Annotated in this window: 13 protein-coding genes; 11 read left to right on the forward strand and 2 right to left on the reverse strand. The window is 47.0% G+C overall.

The window, feature by feature from the left end:
- Positions 1-25 precede the first annotated feature (25 nt).
- From M3636_RS22725 to dnaI, 9 genes are all read left to right on the forward strand, one after another.
- Complete coding sequence (locus M3636_RS22725; RefSeq protein ID WP_145408689.1) at positions 26-1,498, forward strand: ABC transporter substrate-binding protein; 1,473 nt, start codon at positions 26-28, stop codon at positions 1,496-1,498.
- A gap of 78 nt (positions 1,499-1,576) precedes the next feature.
- Positions 1,577-2,506: an ABC transporter permease gene (locus tag M3636_RS22730; protein WP_251384126.1), complete on the forward strand. Its 930-nt coding sequence runs from the start codon at positions 1,577-1,579 to the stop codon at positions 2,504-2,506.
- A 24-nt stretch (positions 2,507-2,530) separates the two neighbouring features.
- A complete protein-coding gene (locus tag M3636_RS22735; protein ID WP_251384127.1) occupies positions 2,531-3,451 on the forward strand; it encodes a carbohydrate ABC transporter permease in 921 nt (306 codons plus the stop codon).
- A gap of 33 nt (positions 3,452-3,484) precedes the next feature.
- Positions 3,485-5,803, forward strand: coding sequence for a glycoside hydrolase family 3 N-terminal domain-containing protein (locus tag M3636_RS22740; protein ID WP_251384128.1), 2,319 nt, complete (start codon positions 3,485-3,487; stop codon positions 5,801-5,803).
- Between the two features lie 3 nt (positions 5,804-5,806).
- A complete protein-coding gene (locus M3636_RS22745; RefSeq protein ID WP_251384129.1) occupies positions 5,807-8,914 on the forward strand; it encodes an alpha-mannosidase in 3,108 nt (1,035 codons plus the stop codon).
- 81 nt (positions 8,915-8,995) lie between these two features.
- Positions 8,996-10,315 (forward strand): glycoside hydrolase family 125 protein, encoded by a 1,320-nt coding sequence (locus M3636_RS22750; RefSeq protein ID WP_251384130.1) that lies wholly within the window; start codon positions 8,996-8,998, stop codon positions 10,313-10,315.
- Positions 10,316-10,326: 11 nt separating this feature from the next.
- A complete protein-coding gene (locus tag M3636_RS22755; protein ID WP_251384131.1) occupies positions 10,327-13,485 on the forward strand; it encodes a beta-galactosidase in 3,159 nt (1,052 codons plus the stop codon).
- 4 nt (positions 13,486-13,489) lie between these two features.
- The gene (locus tag M3636_RS22760; protein WP_251384132.1) at positions 13,490-16,354 is read left to right on the forward strand and encodes an alpha-mannosidase; all 2,865 of its coding nucleotides are present in this window, start codon (positions 13,490-13,492) and stop codon (positions 16,352-16,354) included.
- A gap of 224 nt (positions 16,355-16,578) precedes the next feature.
- Complete coding sequence (gene dnaI, locus M3636_RS22765) at positions 16,579-17,529, forward strand: primosomal protein DnaI (protein WP_251384133.1); 951 nt, start codon at positions 16,579-16,581, stop codon at positions 17,527-17,529.
- Between the two features lie 102 nt (positions 17,530-17,631).
- Here dnaI and M3636_RS22770 read toward each other — a convergent pair whose 3' ends face one another.
- Positions 17,632-17,787 (reverse strand): YqzM family protein, encoded by a 156-nt coding sequence (locus tag M3636_RS22770; RefSeq protein WP_095292061.1) that lies wholly within the window; start codon positions 17,785-17,787, stop codon positions 17,632-17,634.
- A gap of 443 nt (positions 17,788-18,230) precedes the next feature.
- On the opposite strand from M3636_RS22770, the gene trxA reads away from it, so the two are divergent.
- Both trxA and uvrC read left to right on the forward strand, forming a co-directional pair.
- Entirely contained in the window at positions 18,231-18,548 is a 318-nt protein-coding gene (gene trxA / locus M3636_RS22775) for a thioredoxin (RefSeq protein ID WP_036605788.1), read from the forward strand.
- Between the two features lie 226 nt (positions 18,549-18,774).
- Positions 18,775-20,877 carry an excinuclease ABC subunit UvrC gene (gene uvrC, locus M3636_RS22780; RefSeq protein WP_251384238.1) on the forward strand — a complete coding sequence of 701 codons (2,103 nt, stop codon included), beginning with the start codon at positions 18,775-18,777 and terminating at the stop codon, positions 20,875-20,877.
- Here the strand turns inward: uvrC and M3636_RS22785 are convergent.
- Positions 20,846-22,543 carry a CPBP family intramembrane glutamic endopeptidase gene (locus M3636_RS22785; RefSeq protein ID WP_251384134.1) on the reverse strand — a complete coding sequence of 566 codons (1,698 nt, stop codon included), beginning with the start codon at positions 22,541-22,543 and terminating at the stop codon, positions 20,846-20,848. The genes uvrC and M3636_RS22785 overlap by 32 nt on opposite strands.
- Positions 22,544-22,664: the final 121 nt, after the last annotated feature.

The raw sequence follows: 22,664 nt of genomic DNA on the forward strand, positions 1-22,664 counted from the left end.
GAACACGAAAAGGGAGGGTCATAAAATGAGTAAATCAAAAAAACGTTTCTCACTCGTTCTTGCATTGTTAATGGCTGTTACGCTTGTTCTTAGTGCATGCGGGGGGAGCAAAGAGGCCTCTGAATCCGGAGGAGCGGGAGACGACTCGGTCGAGTTGATCTGGTACACCATTGGTACACCGCAAAAGGATGTTAATAAGGTTATGGAGGAAGTTAGCAAGTACACCAAAGAAAAGATTAATGCCACAGTAACAATGAAGATGGTTGACTGGGGTGATTATCCACAGAAGATGCAGGTGAACGTAGCGTCAGGTGAACCTATGGATATTCTGTTTACTGCTTCTGGCGGATTCGATTATGTCCTAAATGCAAGAAAAGGTGCGTTCATGGAGCTAGATGAGCTGCTTCCTGAATACGGCAAAGAGCTGACGGATACAATCGATCCGGCCTTCCTTAGTGGCTCCAAGGTAGACGGACACAATTACGGTATTCCAGCCAACAAAGAGTTGCCACAGCAAGAAGTATGGCGTTTCAACCAAACCTTGCTAGATAAATACAAGCTGGATATGTCCGGCATTCGTACGTTAGACAGTTTAGAGCCATTGCTCAAAACGATCAAGGAAAATGAGCCAAGTGTTACACCGTTTGCTATGGATAAGAACTATGTCCCTTATGTGCCATATGACTATGTGATCCAGAATCTACCGATGGCAATCAAACTGGATACAACCGACTACAAACTTGTGAACATCTTAGAAACACCTGAGATGAAAGAAGCACTTACCACTATGAATAAATATTATAAGGCAGGTTATGTGTCCCCAGAAGCTGCAACGACGGGATCTACGAACGATCTCACGACATCAGGCAACTGGTTCCTAGATCGTGCACAGACACAGCCGATGGCAGATAACCAATGGTCTGCAAGCTATGGATATCCAGTCGTTTCCACACCAGCAAGTGATGCAATTATTACGAATACATCGGTACAAGGATCGATTATGGCAATCTCAGCAAACTCGGAATATCCAGAGAAAGCGATGGAATTCTTGAACCTGCTGAATACAGATCCGGTTCTCCGCAATATGGTTGACTCCGGGATCGAGGGCACGCATTACAAAAAAGTAGATGACACCCACATGGAGAATCTGCCTGAATCGAAAAACTACGATATGCCTTCATACTCCCTTGGGAATAACATGCTGCTGTATCTGAACAGCAATGACCCGGACAACAAATGGGATGAGTTCAAAAAGTTTAATGCTGAAGGTGTGAATTCTCCAATCCTCAGCTTCAACTTTGATGCAAGCAATGTATCCGCCGAACTTACGGCAGTACAGAACGTGAAAGAGCAATATTGGGCAGCTTTGATGACAGGTACACTAGACCCGGCAACCAATCTGGATCAAGTGATTGAGAAATTCAATCAAGCCGGACTGGAGAAGGTAATGGCTGAAGCCCAAAGCCAACTGGACGCCTGGAGAGCGGAAAACAAGTAAACGTAATTCGTAAGGATCGGGCGGCTGCTTATCGCGTCCGATCTTTTTTTATTCAGAGCTTGAAGGAGGATATCCACAATGACTACATTTTTGAAAAATCTGATTAAAAACCGAGTCATGCTGTTCATGGTACTGCCTGGTGCCATCTGGTTTTTCTTCTTCTCTTATCTGCCACTCGTGGGCACGGTGGCTGCATTCAAGGAATATCGAGTCAGTCGCGAAGGCTTCTGGGCAAGCCTGATGAAGAGTGAGTGGGTAGGCTGGGATAATTTCAAATTTCTGTTCAGCACCAATGACGCATGGCTGATTACGCGAAATACCCTTTTTTATAATATCGTCATTATTTTTTTAGGGCTGGTTTTTGCAGTAGGGCTAGCGATTTTACTCTCGGAGCTCATTAATAAACGGCTAGCGAAGTTATATCAAACGGGGATGTTTCTCCCCTACTTTCTGTCCTGGGTTATCGTTGGTTACTTCGTATTCAGCTTCCTGAGTATGGATCGAGGGATGTTGAATCAGATTATTGGCTGGTTTGGAATGGAACCGATTCAGTGGTACTCCGAGGCTAAGTATTGGCCGTATATTCTGATTTTCGTCGCATTATGGAAAACCATTGGTTACAACAGCATCGTGTATCTGGCATCTATTCTGGGGATTGATCGTTCGCTGTATGAAGCAGCCATGATTGATGGAGCGAACAAATGGCAGCAGATTCGCAACATTACGATCCCATTGCTGTCACCAATCATTACCATTATGACCTTGCTGGCCGTAGGCCGCATCTTCTATGCCGACTTTGGACTGTTCTATCAGGTGCCAAGGGACTCCGGTACACTCTTCTCGGTTACGAACGTTATTGATACGTATGTCTATCGTGGCTTGAAAACAAGCGGGGAGATTGGAATGAGTACAGCAGCAGGATTGTATCAATCCGTTGTGGGCTTTGTGCTTGTCATCATCTCCAACTATGTCGTTCGCAAAATTGATAAAGATAGCAGTTTATTCTAGAACACGGGAAAGGAGTGAACCATTATGGCTCAAGCTCAACTTGTAAAAAAACGCGACTTCCACCATGTATCCAGTGGCTGGAACGTGATGATGAACCTCATTGCCGGTCTATTCGCTCTGATCTGTGTATTTCCGTTTATTTTTGTCGTGATTATCTCGTTTACGGACGAGAAGGTGCTGGCTCGTGACGGGTACCGACTGATTCCTGCAGAGTGGAGCCTAGCGGCCTATCAGTTTGTCTGGCAGAGTGGCGACACATTGCTACGTGCTTATGGCGTGACTATTTTGGTGACCGTGCTTGGTACGATCATCAGTCTAATTCTGATGTCTCTGTATGCTTATGCAATCTCACGCAAGAGCTTCCGTTATCGGAGATTCTTCTCCATTTTTGCGATTCTGACGATGTTGTTTAACGGCGGGATGATCCCGACCTATATGGTAGTATCCCAATTGCTTCAACTAAAGGATACCGTATGGGCACTCATACTGCCGCTTGCGATGAACGCCTTCTACATTATGATTCTGCGTACATTCTACTCTACGAGTGTGCCGGATGCCGTTATTGAGTCAGCAAGAATTGATGGCGCAGGCGAATTTTATACGTTTTTGAAAATCGTGATTCCATTGTCCTTGCCAGGTCTCGCGACCATTGGACTGTTTAGTACACTCGGTTACTGGAACGATTGGTTTAATGCGCTCTTGTACATTGATAACCCTAATCTGGTTCCTCTGCAATCGATGCTGATGCGGATTGAATCAAGCATCCAGTTTATCCAGCAAAACTCGGCCAACAGTTCAATGAGTCTGGCAGCGATGCAGTCCATTCCACAGGATACGTCCCGTATGGCGATGGTTGTGCTTGCAACGTTGCCGATTATATTCGCTTATCCATTCTTCCAGCGTTATTTCGTGCAAGGATTGACAGTGGGAGCAGTAAAAGAATAACCGAATCACTCGATAGGATTGGAGAGATGCAGGATGATGATTTATAAGGACGCCAGTAAATCGGTGGCTGAACGGGTAGAGAACTTGCTGAGTCTAATGACGATTGAGGAAAAGATCGGGCAGCTAGTTCAACCCTTTGGTTGGCAGACCTATACGAATAACGAGGGTCACATCACGCTGAGTGATTCCTTCAAGCAGCAAGTAGAACAGGGGGGCATCGGCTCCCTCTATGGTGCACTTCGGGCAGACCCATGGACTGGCGTTACGCTAGAGAACGGGTTATGTGCGAGAGAAGGGGCAGAAGCAGTTAATCTCATCCAACGTTATGCTGTAGAACATTCTAGACTGGGCATTCCCATCCTCATCGGTGAAGAATGCTCGCATGGGCATATGGCGATTGATGGAACCGTCTTTCCAGTTCCTCTTCTGCTCGGGAGCACCTGGAACGTAGAACTGTATCGAGAGATGTGTCGGGCGGTGGCACGAGAGACTCGTGCCCAAGGCGGCGCAGTCACGTACTCACCGGTACTGGATGTCGTGCGTGACCCACGCTGGGGACGTACCGAAGAATGTTTCGGTGAAGATCCGTACCTCATTGGGGAATTGGCCGTTGCTTCGGTGCAGGGGCTTCAGGGTGAGAGCCTTGACCAGGAAGACGCGGTGGCTGCGACATTGAAGCATTTTGTTGGTTATGGCAGCTCAGAAGGCGGGCGTAATGCAGGGCCTGTACATATGGGCTGGCGTGAGCTGCTGGAAGTCGATCTATATCCTTTTCGCAAAGCGGTGGAGGCTGGTGCAGCCTCTATTATGCCGGCTTACAACGAAATTGATGGTATACCTTGTACGGTAAATAACGAATTACTCGATGGCGTATTGCGTAAAGATTGGGGCTTCGAGGGTCTGGTCATTACAGATTGCGGTGCAATTAACATGCTAGCCAGTGGGCATGACGTTGCATCCGACGGATTGCATGCATCGGTTCAAGCGATTCAGGCGGGTATTGATATGGAAATGTCAGGCGAGATGTTTGGACAATATCTGGAGCAGGCTGTGGCAGAGGAGAAGCTTGAAGTACAAGTTCTGGATCAGGCTGTCCGTCGTGTACTGGCATTGAAGTTCAGATTAGGGCTATTCGAGCAGCCATATGTGGATGCTGATCAAGCGACAGAAGTGATTGGCAATGAGCAGCATATCAAGCTGGCTCATCAATTGGCAGCGGAAGGAGTTGTGTTGCTCAAAAATGAAGCCGCTACACTCCCGTTATCAACAGCAACGACGGGACGGATTGCCGTTATTGGGCCCAATGCGGATCATGCTTATAATCAGCTTGGCGACTACACATCGCCCCAACCGAAGTCCAAAGTGCAGACTGTACTGGATGGTATTCGAAGCAAGTTCATGTGTTCTGAGACGGTGCAGCCCTCGGAGCAAGTGCTCTATGCACCAGGTTGTCGGATTAGAGGGGATTCAAGAGAAGGTTTTGAGCGGGCTATAGAGGTTGCAAGCAAAGCAGATACCGTGATTATGGTCGTGGGTGGATCCAGCGCTCGTGATTTTGGAGAGGGCACGATTGACCTGAAGACGGGAGCTTCGAGGGTGTCCGATAACACATGGAATGATATGGAGTGCGGTGAAGGTATTGATCGCATGACCTTAGGACTTGCCGGTGTACAACTGGAACTCATTCAGGAGATCCATAAACTTGGAAAAACACTGGTTGTGGTCTACATCAATGGTCGTCCTATTGCAGAACCGTGGGTTGACGAACATGCCGATGCCATTCTGGAGGCATGGTACCCAGGTCAAGAGGGAGGACATGCGATTGCTGACATTCTGTTTGGTGACGTGAATCCATCAGGTCGTTTGACAATCTCCATCCCCAAGCATGTGGGTCAGCTACCAGTCTACTATAACGGTAAACGATCTCGTGGCAAGCGTTATCTAGAAGAGGATCTGCAGCCACGTTACGCATTCGGATATGGCCTCAGTTACACGTCATTTGAATACAGCGCGCCAAAGCTTAGCATGAATTCCATGACTACGGGTGATTCAGTCACCGTATCGGTGCATGTGACTAACACAGGCACCTGTGCGGGAGCCGAGGTAGTACAACTGTACATTTCCGATGTCATAAGCTCCATCACCCGGCCAGCGAAGGAACTTAAGGGGTTTGTCAAAGTGAATTTAGAGCCGGGTGAGACCCGGAATATTGAATTTGGTATTGGGGCAGAGCAGCTTCAATATATTGGACGCGATCTGAAGCCTGTTGTTGAAGCAGGACAATTCCACATTCATATCGGTCGCAACGTAAACGATACCCAGATGGTCGAGCTGACCGTAGAGGAGGCGTAAATCTTGGAACGTATCAGACGATTTATTCGCGAGTTATCCGAGCAGCAGTGGCTGGAGCAATTGCAGTTGCGCAGTTGGGACATTCACCGTGCTTATTATAATGTGCCGGGAGACTACAAGGATCAGGGTGTGTATCTGGAAGGGCAGGATTTTGAGCGGTTTCCGAGCAAGCAGGGAACAACCTATTTCTTCAGAACACGTTTAGAGATTCCTGACTCTTGGCGGGATGCACCGTACGGATTGGTCTTTGAAACTGGAGGAGAAGGTTTGTTACGGGTAAATGGACGCTCATATCAAGGGCTGGATCGTAATCATACCTACGTTACGCTTGATCCGTCCCAAGTCGGCATCTCACCTGAACTTGAGATTGAGATGTTTGATCCAGTACCTGAACCTGTAGATCCCTTGAATCAACAAGCGGTTATTCAACCACCGATAACTTCGATTACCAGCTTGCTGGTGAGACCGAACGAAGCAGTTCGTAGTCTGATGTACACGGTCATTATTGTACGTGATTCGGCGACATTGCTGCCCGAGAGTGACTTTCGGCGGGTAAGGTTACTGGAAGCATTGTATCAATCCATGGATCAATTCGTTGGTTTAACTAATGAAGAGATCAGGCAGGAAGAACACATTCGTCAGATTGAGAAGAGCCTGAGGCATCAAGTACATCAGATCGGCGGTAATGCGGAAGGGCTGGAGCATATGGTGGGACAGTCGCACATTGATATTGCTTGGCTGTGGCCTGTACGCGAGACGGTGCGCAAAACAAGTCGGACGTTCTCTACCGTGGATGCTCTAATGAATGAATACCCTGAATATGTGTATTCCCAGAGCCAACCTTTGCTGTATGCCTTCCTGAAAGAGCATGATCCCGAGCTATATGAACGGGTGAAGCAGCGGATTGCGGAGGGTCGGTGGGAGTTAGTTGGTGGCATGTGGGTTGAGCCAGATCTGAATATCCCAAGTGGTGAATCCTTGATTCGCCAGATGTTATATGGTCAACGTTTCTACATGGAGGAGTTTGGCAAGACATCAAATATCGAGTGGCTGCCTGATACTTTCGGGTATTGTGCTTCTCTCCCCCAGATTCTGAAGCATGGCAATGTCGATTATTTTATGACCACGAAGCTGGGCTGGAATGACACGAATGTGTTCCCCTATGATCTCTTTCACTGGGTTGGTATAGACGGTACAGCGATTTTGTCTTACCTCAATCATGGCGTCAATGAACATACCTTGCCGAAGGATATCCACGAGCACTGGCAGTCATACCGGGAGAAAGCAGCACATCCCGAGCAAATGCTCTTATATGGACACGGTGATGGTGGTGGCGGGGTAACGCGCGAGATGCTGGAGTACGTGGATCGGGCGAGTCTTATGGTAGGCCAGCCTGCAAGTCGATATAGCACAGCCGGAGCCTTTTTTGCTGGAATTGAACAGGAACAGCCAGTTCTTCCGAAGTGGCATGGCGATCTGTATTTGGAGCTGCACCGAGGAACTTATACGACCCATGCACGCAACAAACGCAATAACCGCAAAGCAGAAGTGCTGTATCGTGAAGCCGAGTTATGGAGCACTCTCGCTTTTCCGGATATGAGCGCAGACACGGAAGCTGAGATGCGTTCGACACTACATGATGGCTGGAAGCTGATTTTGCTGAATCAATTCCACGATATTATTCCAGGCTCGGCCATTACAGAATCTTACGTGACCTCAGATGAGGAATACAGGCAAGTATTTGAACTGGGTACAACCGCTCTTCATCAAGGAATTACAGCATTGATCAAGAGAATGGACACACAAGGACCAGCTGGTTCTGTAGCCTACGTTGTATTTAACAGTCTCGGTTGGAAACGGAATGCACTCGTTCGTCTTCCATTCCATGATGGCTTTGATCGATATGCCATAGATGGAGAAGGTCAGCGTTTGCGATTAGATCTGGAAGAGGACAGCATGTCTGTTCTTGTGACAGATATCCCGGCGTTTGGATACAAGACCATTTGGCTGGTACCGGAAAATACTAGGGATACACATGTGCGAGAATCGGCAATCCTCGCGGGACAACAGAGCTTTAACGATACATGGGAAACGGCATTTTACTATGTACAATTTAACGAACGCGGAGAGATCACTCGTTTATGGGATAAGCGCGCAGAGCGCGAGATACTGAAGCCAGGTGAACGAGGCAATCAATTTTACTTTTTCCATGACCGTCCGACACTCTGGGATGCTTGGGATATCGATAACCGTTATGAGGATCAGATCGCTGGTGAAGTGCAGCTGTTGGAGAAAAAGCTGGTGCTGGCGGGAACAACGAAGGATGTACTGCGCTTCCAATGGAAGCTTCACCAATCGGTGATTACGCAGGATGTTGTCTTTTATCACGACTCACCTCGGATCGACTTTGAGACCCATGTCGACTGGAATGAAGACCATAAGCTGCTGAAAGTCAGCTTCCCGATTGACGTAGTAACATCCAAGGCTACATTCGAAATACCGTTTGGTGCATTGGAGCGGCCAACCCACCGTAACACAAGCTGGGAGCAAGCCCAATATGAAGTTTGTGGGCACCGTTTCGCAGATGTATCGGAGTATGGATATGGCGTGAGCCTGCTTAATGATTGCAAATACGGCTATGACGTGCAAGGCAGCACGATGCGTTTATCTCTACTGCGTGCTCCTAAATGGCCTGACCGAACGGCTGACCTTGGAGAGCATACATTCACTTATTCTCTGTACCCGCATGAAGGAGATTGGCAACAAGCACATATCGTCCGTCAAGCAGCCGAACTGAATCATGAAATAACTGTTCAGCATACGGAACAGAGCGAAGGTGATCTCCCGGCAAGAGGAAGCTGGATTCAGTTGGATAGTCATCATGTCGTGCTGGATACCGTTAAACCCGCAGAGAATGGCTACGGCCAGGTGCTTCGATTCTATGAATCTTCAGGTACACGGGAACGTGTAACTCTGCAATGGTCGCAAGGGTGTGAGCAAGCTTGTCTCTCAAACGCTTTGGAAGAGGTTGGGGAGCCATTGGATATCACCAATGGTCAGATCACACTGACCTTTGAGCCTTACGAGATTAAAACGGTGCTACTGCGCTAAACGTTTTGAACTTTCTATACGAGAACGATTTTTCTCTTTTCATATACATCACTCAATTTATTTAAAGGAGCGCACTTATCTATGGAACAATTCCGATTACCCAAAATACCGATGCCACCTGTTGCTTTGCCACAATCCATTCAAGCGGTATTGGAAGAAGCGGAACAGAAGTTGGCTCACCGACCGAAGCTGCTTCAGTTATTCAAGAACTGTTTTCCCAATACCATTGAGACAACAACGAAGTTAATGGAGGATGGTACAACGTTTGTGATCACTGGAGATATTCCAGCTTCCTGGCTGCGTGATTCCGTTGAACAGGTAATTCACTATATTCCCTTTGCGAAGGAAGACGAGGAGCTGCAACGCATTATTGGTGGGCTGATTAAACGTCATATCCAATATGTTCACATTGATCCGTATGCGAATGCCTTCAACGAAACAGCCAATGACTGGCACTGGAACACAACGGACGAGACGGACATGTCACCATGGGTCTGGGAACGCAAGTTTGAGATTGACTCCTTATGCTTCGTTGTGAGATTGGCGTATTTATATTGGAAGGAAACCGAATTGACGGATATTTTTGATTCCAGCTTCAAGGCGGCGATGCGTAAAATTGTTGATCTGTTCAAAGTGGAACAGCACCATATGGAGCAATCACCGTATCGCTTCACACGTAATAATGGCATCCCAACAGACTCTCTCCGTAATCATGGTAAAGGCATGCCTGTGAATTATACGGGAATGATCTGGTCAGGCTTCCGTTCCAGTGACGATGCGTGTGATTTCCACTACAACATCCCGGGGAATATGTTTGCGGTTGTTGCTTTGCGTCAAATGCAGGAGTTTGCGGAATGGGTGTTCAGAGATATGGCATTGTTGCAGGAGCTTAAGGATCTGGAGCAGGACGTGGATCATGGCATTCAATTGTACGGTATCTACCGTCATCCTGAATTTGGACCCATCTATGCGTACGAAACGGATGGCTACGGGAATTATTGTCTAATGGACGATGCGGGTACACCGGGACTCATGTCTATTCCATATCTCGGTTATGTCACAGCGGATGATCCCATTTATCAAAATACTCGCCGGTTTGCTCTAAGCAAAGAGAATCCTTTCTATTATGAAGGCAAAGTTGCCAAAGGAATCGGTAGCCCGCACACACCACCGAATTACATCTGGCATATGGGGTTATCGATGCAAGGATTGACTGCTCAATCAGACGAGGAAAAGCTGGAGATCATTCGTATGCTTGAAGCGACGGATGCGGACACCGGTTATATGCATGAAGGCTTTCATGCCGATGATCCAACTATTTTTACACGAAAATGGTTTGCATGGTCGAACAGTTTGTTCTCCCAGTTGGTTTATAAATCGATGAAGGCTGGCCTGCTATGAGCAATGCACAGATGAATAACCGCAAATTGATCATTTTTGCTGACCCGAATTTTCCGGTAGAGAGTGGTCTACCTTCTAAGCAGGCTGTGGATACATGGCAAGAGACAGAAGAGATTGTTGTTGCAGATGCGCATCAACTGGCTGAGTTGCTGAATTCCACCGCGGGTGGAGGCTGTCTGGTGAATCTGCACGCACCCTATTTTCCAAAGTCAGCATGGACAGCAATTATCGCGTACCTACAGCAGGGGGGAAGTCTGATCAGTGTCGGAGGTGCGCCGTTTAAGCGACCTGTGCGAGATGAGGCCGGAGTATGGATCGTGGAATCGGAGCAAACGGCATACCATCAAGAGCTATACATTCATGAGGCTTTGAGCGTATCTTCTGCCAAAGTTCAAACGATTGCTGCTACGGAGCAAGTTCCTCTTCTCGCTGGCAAAGAGGGACTGTTTCAGATCGCTGACACGTGGAATCTAGTTCCGCACACGACCAAAAACAGTGATCTGCCTCACCAGATGGGTTCGGCTGGAACGATGAGTACACAGATCTACCCGCTGCTGTGTGGATGGAGCAAGGATGAACGTAAAATCTCAGCTCCTGTTGTGTTATGGGAAAATTCTCGCAGTACGTTTAGCGGTTCACGCTGGATGTTTGTCCATGTGCCACTAACAACTTCCTTTTGGGAGCAGGATGGTGCGACGGAGATGTTGAGATGGGCACAGTTCTGTGCCCAAGGAGTCACCGAGCTGTCTCTGAAACCGAATTATGCTACTTACGAGCTTGATGAACGGCCCGTTTTGACCCTCCAAGGCCAGATTTTGAATCGTACAGGACTTAGACGTACTTCGCCTGAATTGTGGACATTTGATGTAACGGTTGAACGGGAGGATCGTGCAAAAGGTACATCCGAAAACGTATGGAGTCACCAGATCGAGATGGCGCTTTCCGGTGAACAGCAGTTCATTCGCCTGCCCCTTCCAATTACTGTACAGCCTGGACTATACCGCATCATATGTCGTGCGAAGGCAGCGGACGGGGAAGTGCGAATTCTGCGCCAAGGCTTCTGGGGACAGGATGCTCCATTGCTTGAAGAGGGAGAAGTTATCACCCGCAGTAGAGATTATTTTGTAAAAGACGGCCGGCCATTGCCTGTGGTTGGTATGACCTATATGACCTCTGATGTGGCACGCAAATTTCTGTTCCTGCCGAATGCGGACGTGTGGGATCGGGATATGGGACAGATGGCGAAAGCGGGAATTAACTGGATTCGAACAGGAATCTGGACAGCCTATCGCAATATGATGCAGGTGGATGGTCATATGGCAGAGGATGTGCTACGTGCGATTGATGCCTTCCTGTTAACGGCTAAGCGCCACGGCTTGCAGGTAACCTTCACGTTCTTCTCCTTTACACCCGAGACATGGGAAGGCACGAATCCGTATTTGGATCCACAAAGTGTTGAGGCACAGAAGCGGTTTATCCGCAGTATCGTCAGTCGACATAAACATACGACCCATGTGGATTGGGATCTGATTAACGAGCCATCCATGTTCGATCCAGTACGTATTTTCTCGGATGGTCCACGTTCTGCTAGGGATTCGCATGAACAGCAGGCTTTTGTGAAGTGGCTTCAACAGCGGCATGAATCGATTGAAGTGCTTCAGGAGGCATGGAACATGTCACCTCAGCAGCTTCCTGATTTTGCAGCCGCAGTCATTCCAGAGCCGGAAGACATTAATTTTGACGTACAGGATATGCACAAGGCCAAGAAAGGAACACGCTGGCTTGATTATTGTCTCTTTTCTATGGAGATGCACAATGCATGGGTTCAAGAGCTTGTTCATGCAATTAAGGATCTGGTGCCCAATCATCTGGTCACGGTTGGACAGGACGAGGCTCTTGGCGCACAGCGTCCTTCGCCATTCTTTTATGAACGTGAGGTGGACTACACAACAGTGCATTCCTGGTGGCTGAACGATGATCTGATCTGGGATGGTATTTTTACCAAAACGCCTCATAAGCCAAATCTCATTCAGGAGACAGGCATTATGTATGTGGAGACACCGGATGGAAGAGCCAAACGCACAGAAGCCGAGCTTCAACACATTCTTGAACGCAAATACGCTTATGCGTTTGCTACAGGGGGTGCAGGAGCGGTGCAATGGATATGGAACACCAACTTTTATATGGATAATGCGAATGAGTCCCATATTGGAGCGCTTCGTGTAGATGGTACGGAGAAACCGGAGGCGGATGTATCGTACGCTTACGGTCGATTTATCGATCAGGTTCGTGATCTTTTCGAGGATCGAGAGCTTGAGGAGATTGCGGTGGTATTCCCATATTCTAACGACTTTTCGAACCGTTCCCTGGCTTATGATGCTACAACCAAGCTCACGCGTGTGATGTCTTATGATCTCAAACTACCATTCCGTGCCGTATCGGAGTATCATCTCGAAGCTTTGGAGCAGCAACCACCGAAGCTAGTGATTGTACCGAGTGCACACAATATGGATCGTGATGCATTGCGTCAATTGTTTGCGTTTACGGAGCAAAAAGGAATAAGTTTGCTTATCACTGGGCCACTTGGGTTGGATGCCTACTGGAAGCCAAATGACTTTGCGGATCATATCGTAGGTAAACGCACATTGGGTAACGTACAGCGGGAAGAGATGTTAAGTCTTAATGGAGTAAATCACCGTGTGACTTATGGACGGCGTCGCATTGCTGAGGTGGCGAAGGAGACCTTATCTAGTCGGGATTATAGCAAGCCGGATGAGGTAACTGTTAAGACCTGGGGAAAAGGTAAGTTGATCTGGACGCCGCTACCACTGGAGTTAAACGGACGGGATGAGCCGCTCGCAGCGTTGTATCGTTATGCGACCGATATTGCCGGTGTGCATGAGGAGCTGGAATGGAAATCTGGCGGAGACATTGCGGGAATTTACGGCCGGAAGCTGAGTTTCCCAAAAGGGAATGTATTTGTGTTTGTATCAGAGTCTTCAATGAATCATCAAGTACAAGTAAGAGACAAACGTTCTGGCGTTTCATATACGTTCCAACTGGAGAAAGACCGTTCCGTGCTGTTTGCCACAGACTCAGATGGCAAGTTGCTTGCAGTATATCGTCCTGATGAGGTTGAGATTATACAACAAGACGGAGAGGTAGGATAACACGATGACCCAACACCATACAGAACCAGCAACACAAGCAGACCAAGATTTAACTACGGGATCAGTAAGCAGAACTCGAAAGTCGAAGAGAGCACATATTATCTCCCATACGCACTGGGATCGTGAGTGGTACCTGCCGTATGAGAAGCATCATATGCGTTTAGTACAACTGGTAGATTCGCTGTTGGATCAACTGGATGAGGGACTGGATTACAAAAGCTTTTATCTGGATGGGCAGACCATTATTATTGAGGACTATCTTCAGGTTCGCCCAGAGCAGAAGGAACGACTGGAGAAACATATCCGTAACGGAAGAATTGTGATTGGTCCTTGGTACATTTTGCAGGATGCATTCCTGACGAGCGGGGAAGCCAATGTGCGCAATATGCAGGTTGGACATCAGGATGCCAAGCGTTATGGCACACCGTCGAAGATCGGTTATTTTCCTGATACGTTTGGTCTGGTTGGACAGACTCCGCAGCTCATGCTGCAATCGGGGATTGATAATGTTTTCTTTGGTCGGGGCGTTAAACCTACAGGCTTTAACAATACGGTATCGGATGAAGGATATGAATCCAGCTTCTCTGAGTTGATGTGGGAAGGACCGGATGGATCGAAAGTGCTCGGTGTTTTGTTTGCTAACTGGTACTCGAACGGGAATGAGGTTCCGGTGGATGAGGCTTCAGCTCGGAAGTTCTGGGAAACCAAGCTTGCAGACGCAGAGAAATATGCTTCGACCAATGAGTTGTTGTACATGAACGGTTGCGATCATCAGCCGATCCAGCGGGATCTGCCGGAAGCCATTCGGATGGCGGAACAATTATACCCCGATATTGAGTTTGTTCATTCCAACTTTCCAGATTATCTAGAAGCACTGAAAGGAAATGCCGAACATGAGCTATCCACGGTAAAAGGAGAATTGCGTAGTCAGCGTACGGATGGTTGGGGAACGCTTGTGAATACGGCCTCCGCTCGTGTGTATCTCAAACAAATGAATCAATTAGGGCAAGCGATGCTGGAAAAAGTGGCTGAGCCACTGGCGTCCTATGCGTATCTGCTCGGACACACCTATCCGCATGATCAATTGACATATGCTTGGAAAACGTTAATGCAAAACCATCCACATGATAGTATCTGTGGGTGCAGTGTGGACGAGGTTCATCGCGAAATGGTCACGCGATTCGAGAAGAGTCGTCATGTAGCCGAAGCATTGGCTGAGCAGAGCAGCAGCGAGATCGCTAGCATGGTGGACACATCAATCTTTAGCAGCTATGGCGAGGATGCACGACCGCTCATTACTTTCAATACAACAGGTTGGGAGCGTAGTGGTGTTGTGCAGATGGAGCTGGATGCTGGACGTAGATACTTCCGTGATGGCTATTCCTTGGAAGAGATGGCTCTTCAGATGAACGAAATCGACCTATCCAATCGCATTCTGGTTGATGAGCATGGTGCATCCGTCCCGTGCACAGTAGAGGATCTTGGTCTGCAATTCGGTTATGATCTACCTGATGATCGCTTTCGCCAGCCATACAGCTGTCGACGGGTCAGAATTACTTTTGAAGCCGAGAAGGTGCCTGCACTTGGCTTGAAGACCTATGCTTGGGTACGTAGTGAAGGGGGAGTTAATGAAGACGTTCATGATGGACAACTTTCAAATGGAACCACATTAAGGCATACAGAGCGTGCTATGGAAAATGAACATCTATCTGTAGTGATTGCAGCCAACGGCTCGTTCTCACTCACGGATAAACAAACAGGTCGTACATATCATGATCTTGGTATGTACGAGGATGTTGGCGATATCGGGAACGAGTACATGTTCAAGCAGCCAGAAAACGAAGTGGCTAGAACCACACAAGATCTTGTGGCAGAGGTACGAGTCATTGAGGATACAGCCTATCGTGTCTCCTACGAAATTGTTCATCATTGGGAAGTTCCTGAGTCTGCAGATGAATTACTGGATCGTGAGCAACGGGAATTGATCTATTATCCATACCGCAAAGCGCAACGTTCTGCGAGAATGATCCCGTTAAAGATTCGGACGGTTCTATCGCTCAGTCGAAGTGGAAAAGGAATTCACATGGAAACGACCTTTAACAATCAAGCGAAGGATCATCGGGTGCGTGCTCTTTTCCCAACGGATCTGAAGACTGCTGTGCACCATGCGGATTCCATGTTCGAAATCACTACAAGGGATAATATCCCTGCACCAGAGTGGCAAAATCCTAGCAATACGCAGCATCAGCAGAGCTTTGTGAATGTGAGTGAGGATCAGGCTGGATTAGTCATTGCCAACTTGGGTCTGAACGAGTATGAAGTCCTTCAGGATGGACGCAATACGATTGCAGTTACCTTACTGCGAGCTGTCGGTGAACTCGGAGACTGGGGATTGTTCCCGACACCAGAAGCCCAATGTCTCGGAGAGCATTCGTTTCAAATGGAGATCATCCCGCATCATGGCCGTGCTGCATCTGCAGATGCATATATTGAGGCTTATCAGTTCCAAGTTCCATGGACGCTGGTACAGACTGAAGTGCATCCAGGCGATCTCACACCTAGTCATTCCCCACTTGCGTGGCAAGGGGAAGGGGTGGCATTTTCATCCCTCAAGGTCAATGCGGATTCAGGCGATCTGATGCTTCGCTGGTACAACATGACAACAGAAGCGACTACGCTGAGACTGGCTGCCTCACAGACCAATTCACAGTCATTTGAAACGATGTATAAGAGCAACATACTGGAGGAAGAGGCAGAAACGCAACAGGCTAGTCCAATTGAAGGGGCTTCATCCGTATCCTTTGCCAGTAAAGAATGGATCATGCAGACGAGAGCATGTGAAATTGTAACCGTGGGTCTTCGGCTTTAATAAGTGCAAGTTTCTAGTTTGTAGGATCTGACATCTGTGTCGTGACAAAGGGATTATGCTATTTTCCAGAGGTATCCGCTCAGTTTCAGTTGAGTTATTGGTTGCTTTTCTATAGAATGAACAGTAGAATTACAAAGCGATTGAAGGTTACTATACCATCGTAATGGTATAAGTAACGGTTCATTGTTCATTCTATACAGACACCATTAAGGGGGCTTGAAGCCATGGAATCCTTGGGAGGACTGCTTCAGCAGCTTAACCCTTCCTTTCGTGAGCAGTCTCGGCGAATCGCGGCAGAATTGATGGATGATCCATACGTACGAGAGTTCCGTGCGAGTCATCCTGAACTGAAAGACACACAGATGATGACTGATCTGAGCAAGCTGTTTCAGTATGCCAAAGATTCTAAGAACTGTGCGAATTGTCCGGGACTGGACAACTGTCCTAACGATTTTCAGGGTCATTTTTGCAAGCTGGAAGTAGAACATTTTAACGGCAAACCCGAAATTATAGATAAAAAAGCACCTTGCTCCAAGCACATTGCTCGGCAGAACGAACATCTGATTAAACAAAGAATACGTAGTTTCTATGTGGACGAGCGTGCCCTAAATGCGGGTTATGATGATGTGGAAATTATGGGCAAAGATCGGATGCGTGCACCAGCGGTAAATCGAGTTCTTCGTTATATTAACGAAACTAAAGAGAATGGGTTGTCTTCTAATGGACTGTTCCTGGAAGGATCATTTGGAACAGGCAAGACGTTTCTCATGTGTTATTTGTTGCACGAACTGGCTGTCGCCGGTCATACCGGTGTTATCATTTATATGCCTGATTTTGTAGAGGATCTCAAATCGATGATTACGGATGGACAGAAGGTTAAGGAAACGACAGATATTCTGAAGAGCTGTGACCTGCTGATCTTTGATGATATTGGAGCTGAGAATCTGAATCCATGGGTTCGTGACCATGTGATGGGTTCCATATTGAACTACCGCATGAATCGCAAGCCTACGTTCTACACGTCGAATTACAACTTGGAGGGGCTGGAGAAACATTTGAGCTTCACAAGCAAAGACGGCGAGGAAATGAACAAGGGTCAGCGTCTGATGGATCGAATTCGTCCATTTGTTGATGTAGTATCCGTTCGTGGGGAGAATCAGCGGGGTAAACGTTGATCCAACTAGCTTGAAATAAGTTTAAACAATGCTCAGCAAAAAGCCCGGTTTTCGCAATGCGAAAGCCAGGCTTTTTTGGATCTTGCGTGTGACTGTCGTGTCCTATTCGGTTAGAAATTTGAAGATAACCATACCGAAAAAGATCACGGTCATTAGGCCACCCATGCCAGCTACACCTGCAATCAGATCAAATAGATCGTTACGGGGTTCTTCATTGACATGTTCACGCGGGTCACTGATCCGCACATTTGCATCCATGTGATTTCCTCCTTTGGGGATATGCAGCTACCTATATAAGGTAGTTCAAAAAGTCCACTTTTGATTACGATGGATGCCTAACGGCATCTCAGCATCGAATATGGAATTCAGCCGAAATGTCCGTTGCTCACGTAGTTTTCCCTACGCTCCGCTACTCCATTTCTATCTTCATCCCATCTTCTCGGTACTGAAAACCGCCCTTTTTGAACCTGCACTTTATTGGTGCTGAAACCCGGAGTAAGTTCAGTATACTTGGAAAAGAAAGCGTTTGTAAAGATTTTGCATTTACACCTGAAATCAATAATTATGAAGATTTGATGTTTGATAGATGAACATTGTTCCGTTCATTTCACAAGTCAAGAGTACATGTGTTATACTGGAAGTGTCGTTCACGACGTTACAGGTTATAATAACCGTAAGCATATATAAGGAGGACAATTATCATGGCTATTGTTAACGTATCCGATCAATCCTTTAACGCAGAAGTCGAAGGAGAAGGAACGGTTCTTGTTGATTTCTGGGCGCCTTGGTGCGGTCCTTGTAAAATGCTCGCTCCAATCCTGGAAGAGCTGTCCACTGAAGTTGGCGATGCAGTGAAAATTGCAAAAGTCAATGTGGACGAAAATCCGGAATCTGCTTCTCGCTTTGGCGTAATGAGCATTCCAACATTGATCTTCTTCAAAGACGGTCAACCGGTTGATAAAGTGGTTGGTCTGAACTCTAAAGATGCACTCAAAGGAATTATTGAGAAACACCAATAAGACACTAGGCTTAACGTTCGCCTCCGGTTTATATGCCGGGGGCGTTTTGCGTCGAATGCTATCATATAGGACAATATAAAGTATACTATTCATTATAAGAAGCACTGAAAACAGCCCTTTTGAACGTGTATTATAAATGAAAATGGCGAGGGCATAATTAATCCCCTTGAAGTGTGAAGTGAACAATTGATGTGTACCTTTTCGGGGAAGGAGGATTCACAGAGTGATGGACGGATTTATGACAGATTTACAAGAGCAAGAAAAAGCATTAGAGCATATACGTCACAAGCTGGCGCTGCTGCCAGATATGTCTGGCTGTTACCTGATGAAGAACAAAGAAGGTACGATTATTTATGTAGGTAAAGCGAAAGTTCTGAAGAACCGTGTTAAGTCTTATTTTATGGGTAGTCATAATGGTAAAACGCAACGCCTCGTATCCCAGATTCGCGATTTCGAATACATCGTGACGGGTAGTAACATGGAAGCACTTATTCTAGAGTGTAATCTGATCAAGAAGCATATGCCGCGATATAACGTATTACTTAAGGATGATAAGACCTTTCCCTACCTCAAAATCACGAATGAAAAGCATCCAAGGCTCGAAGTAACCCGGCGGGTGCTGAAGGATAAAGCCAAGTATTTTGGACCGTATCCCAATTCGTATGCGGCTCATCAAACGAAAAAACTGCTGGATCGGATGTATCCATTACGTAAATGCGGAGTGATGCCGAAGGAGGTCTGTCTCTATTTTCACATGGGTCAATGTCTTGCACCTTGTGTGGAGGAAGTCAACAAAGAGCAGTACGATGAGATTTCCCAAGAGATTGGTTCCTTCCTGAGTGGTGGGCATGAAGAGATTAAGAAGGATCTACAGCGCAAAATGCAGGAGGCTGCTGAGGATCTGTATTTTGAACGGGCTAAAGAGCTGCGTGATCAGGTTATTGCCATTGATGCAATTATGGAAAAACAGAAGATCACCATGGCGGACGCCAGAGACCGTGATGTATTTGGTTTTGCTATTGATAAAGGCTGGATGTGTGTCCAGATTCTATATATGCGTCAGGGTAAAATGATCGAACGTCACGTATCCACGTTTCCGTTTTATGGCGAAACATACAGTGATTTCATGTCCTATGTGACTCAATATTACAGCGACAACCCGGCATTGCCGCAAGAGATTTTATTGCCTGACATGCCTAAAGAGCTGGAAGTAGCTGACACTGTTCAAAGTGGAACAGATCCAGAAGCAGTTAGTCCTGCAGCAGTGACCGCGGAGACAACGGAAGAGCAGTGGCAGGTGAAGACCGACGAACCCCTTGTGGCCGAAACGTCTGTAACCTATGAAACTAATATGGAGCCGGCACAAACTACATCAGCTCTAGAGGAATCAACGGCTCATACGGAGGATCCCGAGCATAACGATCCAGATTCAACTTCATCAACGCGTGAATCGCAACCCGCAGGATTGGAAGAGCCAGCCCAGGCAGCCGCTGCGTTACAAGAATGGCTGGAGATCAAGGTCCATATTCCGCAGCGCGGTTTGAAACGGCAGATGATTACGATGGCTGTGGACAACGCACGCGTGGCGTTAGAAGAGAAGTTCAGACTAATTGAGCGTAACGAAGAACGGACATCGAAGGCTTCGGAAGGTCTGGGGCGTTGGATTGGGCTGGATCAATTACGCCGAATTGAAGCGTTTGATAACTCGAACATCCAAGGAACTAATCCTGTTTCGGCTATGATTGTGTTCACAGATGGCAAACCGGATAAGAAAGAGTACCGTAAGTACAAGGTTCGTTCGGTTGAAGGCCCCGATGATTACGAGACGATGAGAGAGGTTATTCGTCGTAGATACGAACGTGTATTGAAAGAGAACCTCACTCAGCCCGATCTGATCGTTGTGGACGGAGGTAAAGGTCAGATCTCTGCGGCAGTGGATGTGCTGGAGAATGAATTAGGTTTGTTCATTCCTGTATGTGGTCTGGTGAAGGATGCCAAACACAAAACATCCCAACTGATGATTGGTAACCCACCGGAGGTTATTTCGCTACCGCGAGATAGCCAAGAGTTTTATTTGCTGCAACGAATTCAGGAGGAGGTTCACCGATTCGCCATTTCGTTCCACCGAGAGCAACGTGGCAAATCAATGGTAACTTCACGTTTGGATTCCATTCCGGGCATTGGAGAGAAAAGACGTAAGCTTTTACTCAAGCACTTTGGCTCTTTACGCAAAATAAAAGAGGCCAGCGTCGAAGACTTCCGGCCTCTATCTATTGGTGACAAACTGGCAAATCAGATTATTGCAGCACTTCGTGATGAGGAGTCGTGACATACGGCTTCTCTTTTTTGTTTGGATTACATTTATAGATGACATAACCCACGATTGCAGGAAGTACAATCCAGAAGATTCCTGCGGAAACGTTGAATGCATCACCCATGAAGACAAGGCTCAGACCCATCAAGAGACTGTTGAATATTACATGGCTGAAAACAACCGCGACAAAGCCATGACGTAGCATAATGAAACTGAACAGGAGTCCAATCACAGTTAATTCGATTGGCCGTGTAATGACCGGATAGATTGGATATAAGGTATGTCCTAATGCCCAGATGATGGTCGGAATAAGACAAGCGATAAAGGTGTTGCGCACGATCTTCTGCATCATGCGGATACCGAATAAACGATAGACGGTCTCTTCCCCGATCCCTGCCATCCAAGCCATGATTGGGAAGAGCCAGGCATAGCTCATATTGTATGTGGATTGATCGGCAGATGTTGTTGACCAGGTTCCAATACTCCGTTCAAGAATGAAGAAGAGAATGGACTGCACACCAAGCAAGATTAGTGCCCAGAGATAACCTGTATACATACTGTGAAGTACATATTTACCATATCCTGGCTCTTTGGCACGTGGCCAAGGGTTTAGCCCAATTTTTCTCCACATCCCATCACCTGCAACGAGTGATAGGTAGATCGTGGCACTCATGACTAGCGTGATTCCAATCTGAAAGATCATGAGGAAGCTGAGCATGAAGCTGTTTAATCCTTGAGATTTTAAGAGTGGCAGCATGTTCAACGTACCAATGACGGAAGCTGCAAAGTAAATCAAGGATAAGATAATACCACGCTTAAATGAGGTGTGTGCTCTCGTTAGAATACTGTAGATGATCGCCAATACGCCGAGTACAAACGTCAGAAATGCGTAACCACCATACGTCATGTAGTTAGCCTGACGCGTCTGATCTTTTACATACTGGGTATGGGAGTCAGGCACGGAGAAAACAGCTTCAAAGGAACGAACTGCGCCACTTTCAAACGTAAAGTTTAACTCCAGGTTGGAGTCCCCGATTTGTTTATCTACGTCCGTATATTTCAGTCCACCTTCTCCATCCTGTGTATCTAACTGGAGCTTGGGGATTTCATATCCAAATTCGGTAAGTACACCTGCGGCAAGACGTTCTTTCTGTTCTAAAGATATATTTCCTTCAGCCACACGAATGGTCGCATTGCGTTTCTGTTGATCTTCTTCAACATTAGCCGAAGCGTAGAGGGAAGAAGGAAGCTCTCGAGTAAATCCGACCACTTTGCCAGTCTTCATATGTACGTCGACATTTAAGTAACCGCCTCGATCGTTATCGACCAAACGTACGCGGTATACATCATAGGGATAGGTAGCTTCCCATTGCTTATTGTAAGCATCTAGTTGCTTCGTTCTGGACATATACCCGTATATGTCTGAATGGGTCTGGTACGTTACCAGAGGCTCTTCTTCGTTGCTAGGAAGGGTATAATCGGCTACGGAAGCCGCAAAGGATCTTGCTGATTGCGTTGCTTGCTCCTTGCTTATAACGGGTGTGGACGTGATGTCTGTCGTTTGAGATGACGTAGATGGAAGGATCTGAAAAACGAAAAACAGAATCAGGCCGATCGCCGCAAGCAACCCTAAACGCTTGAAGTTCGCTTTGAGTTCTAAAGGCTGCCCTAAGGGATTCATTTAATATGTTTCCTCCTTTATTAATATGGATATTAAAGTAAAGATATCACAGGCGAAGCCTTGAACGCCAATAAGGAAACGAGAAGCTGTGTAAATCCTTGAAAATGAATGAAAACGATCG

The sequence above is a fragment of the Paenibacillus sp. MER 99-2 genome (assembly GCF_023714095.1).
Lineage (GTDB): Bacteria > Bacillota > Bacilli > Paenibacillales > Paenibacillaceae > Paenibacillus.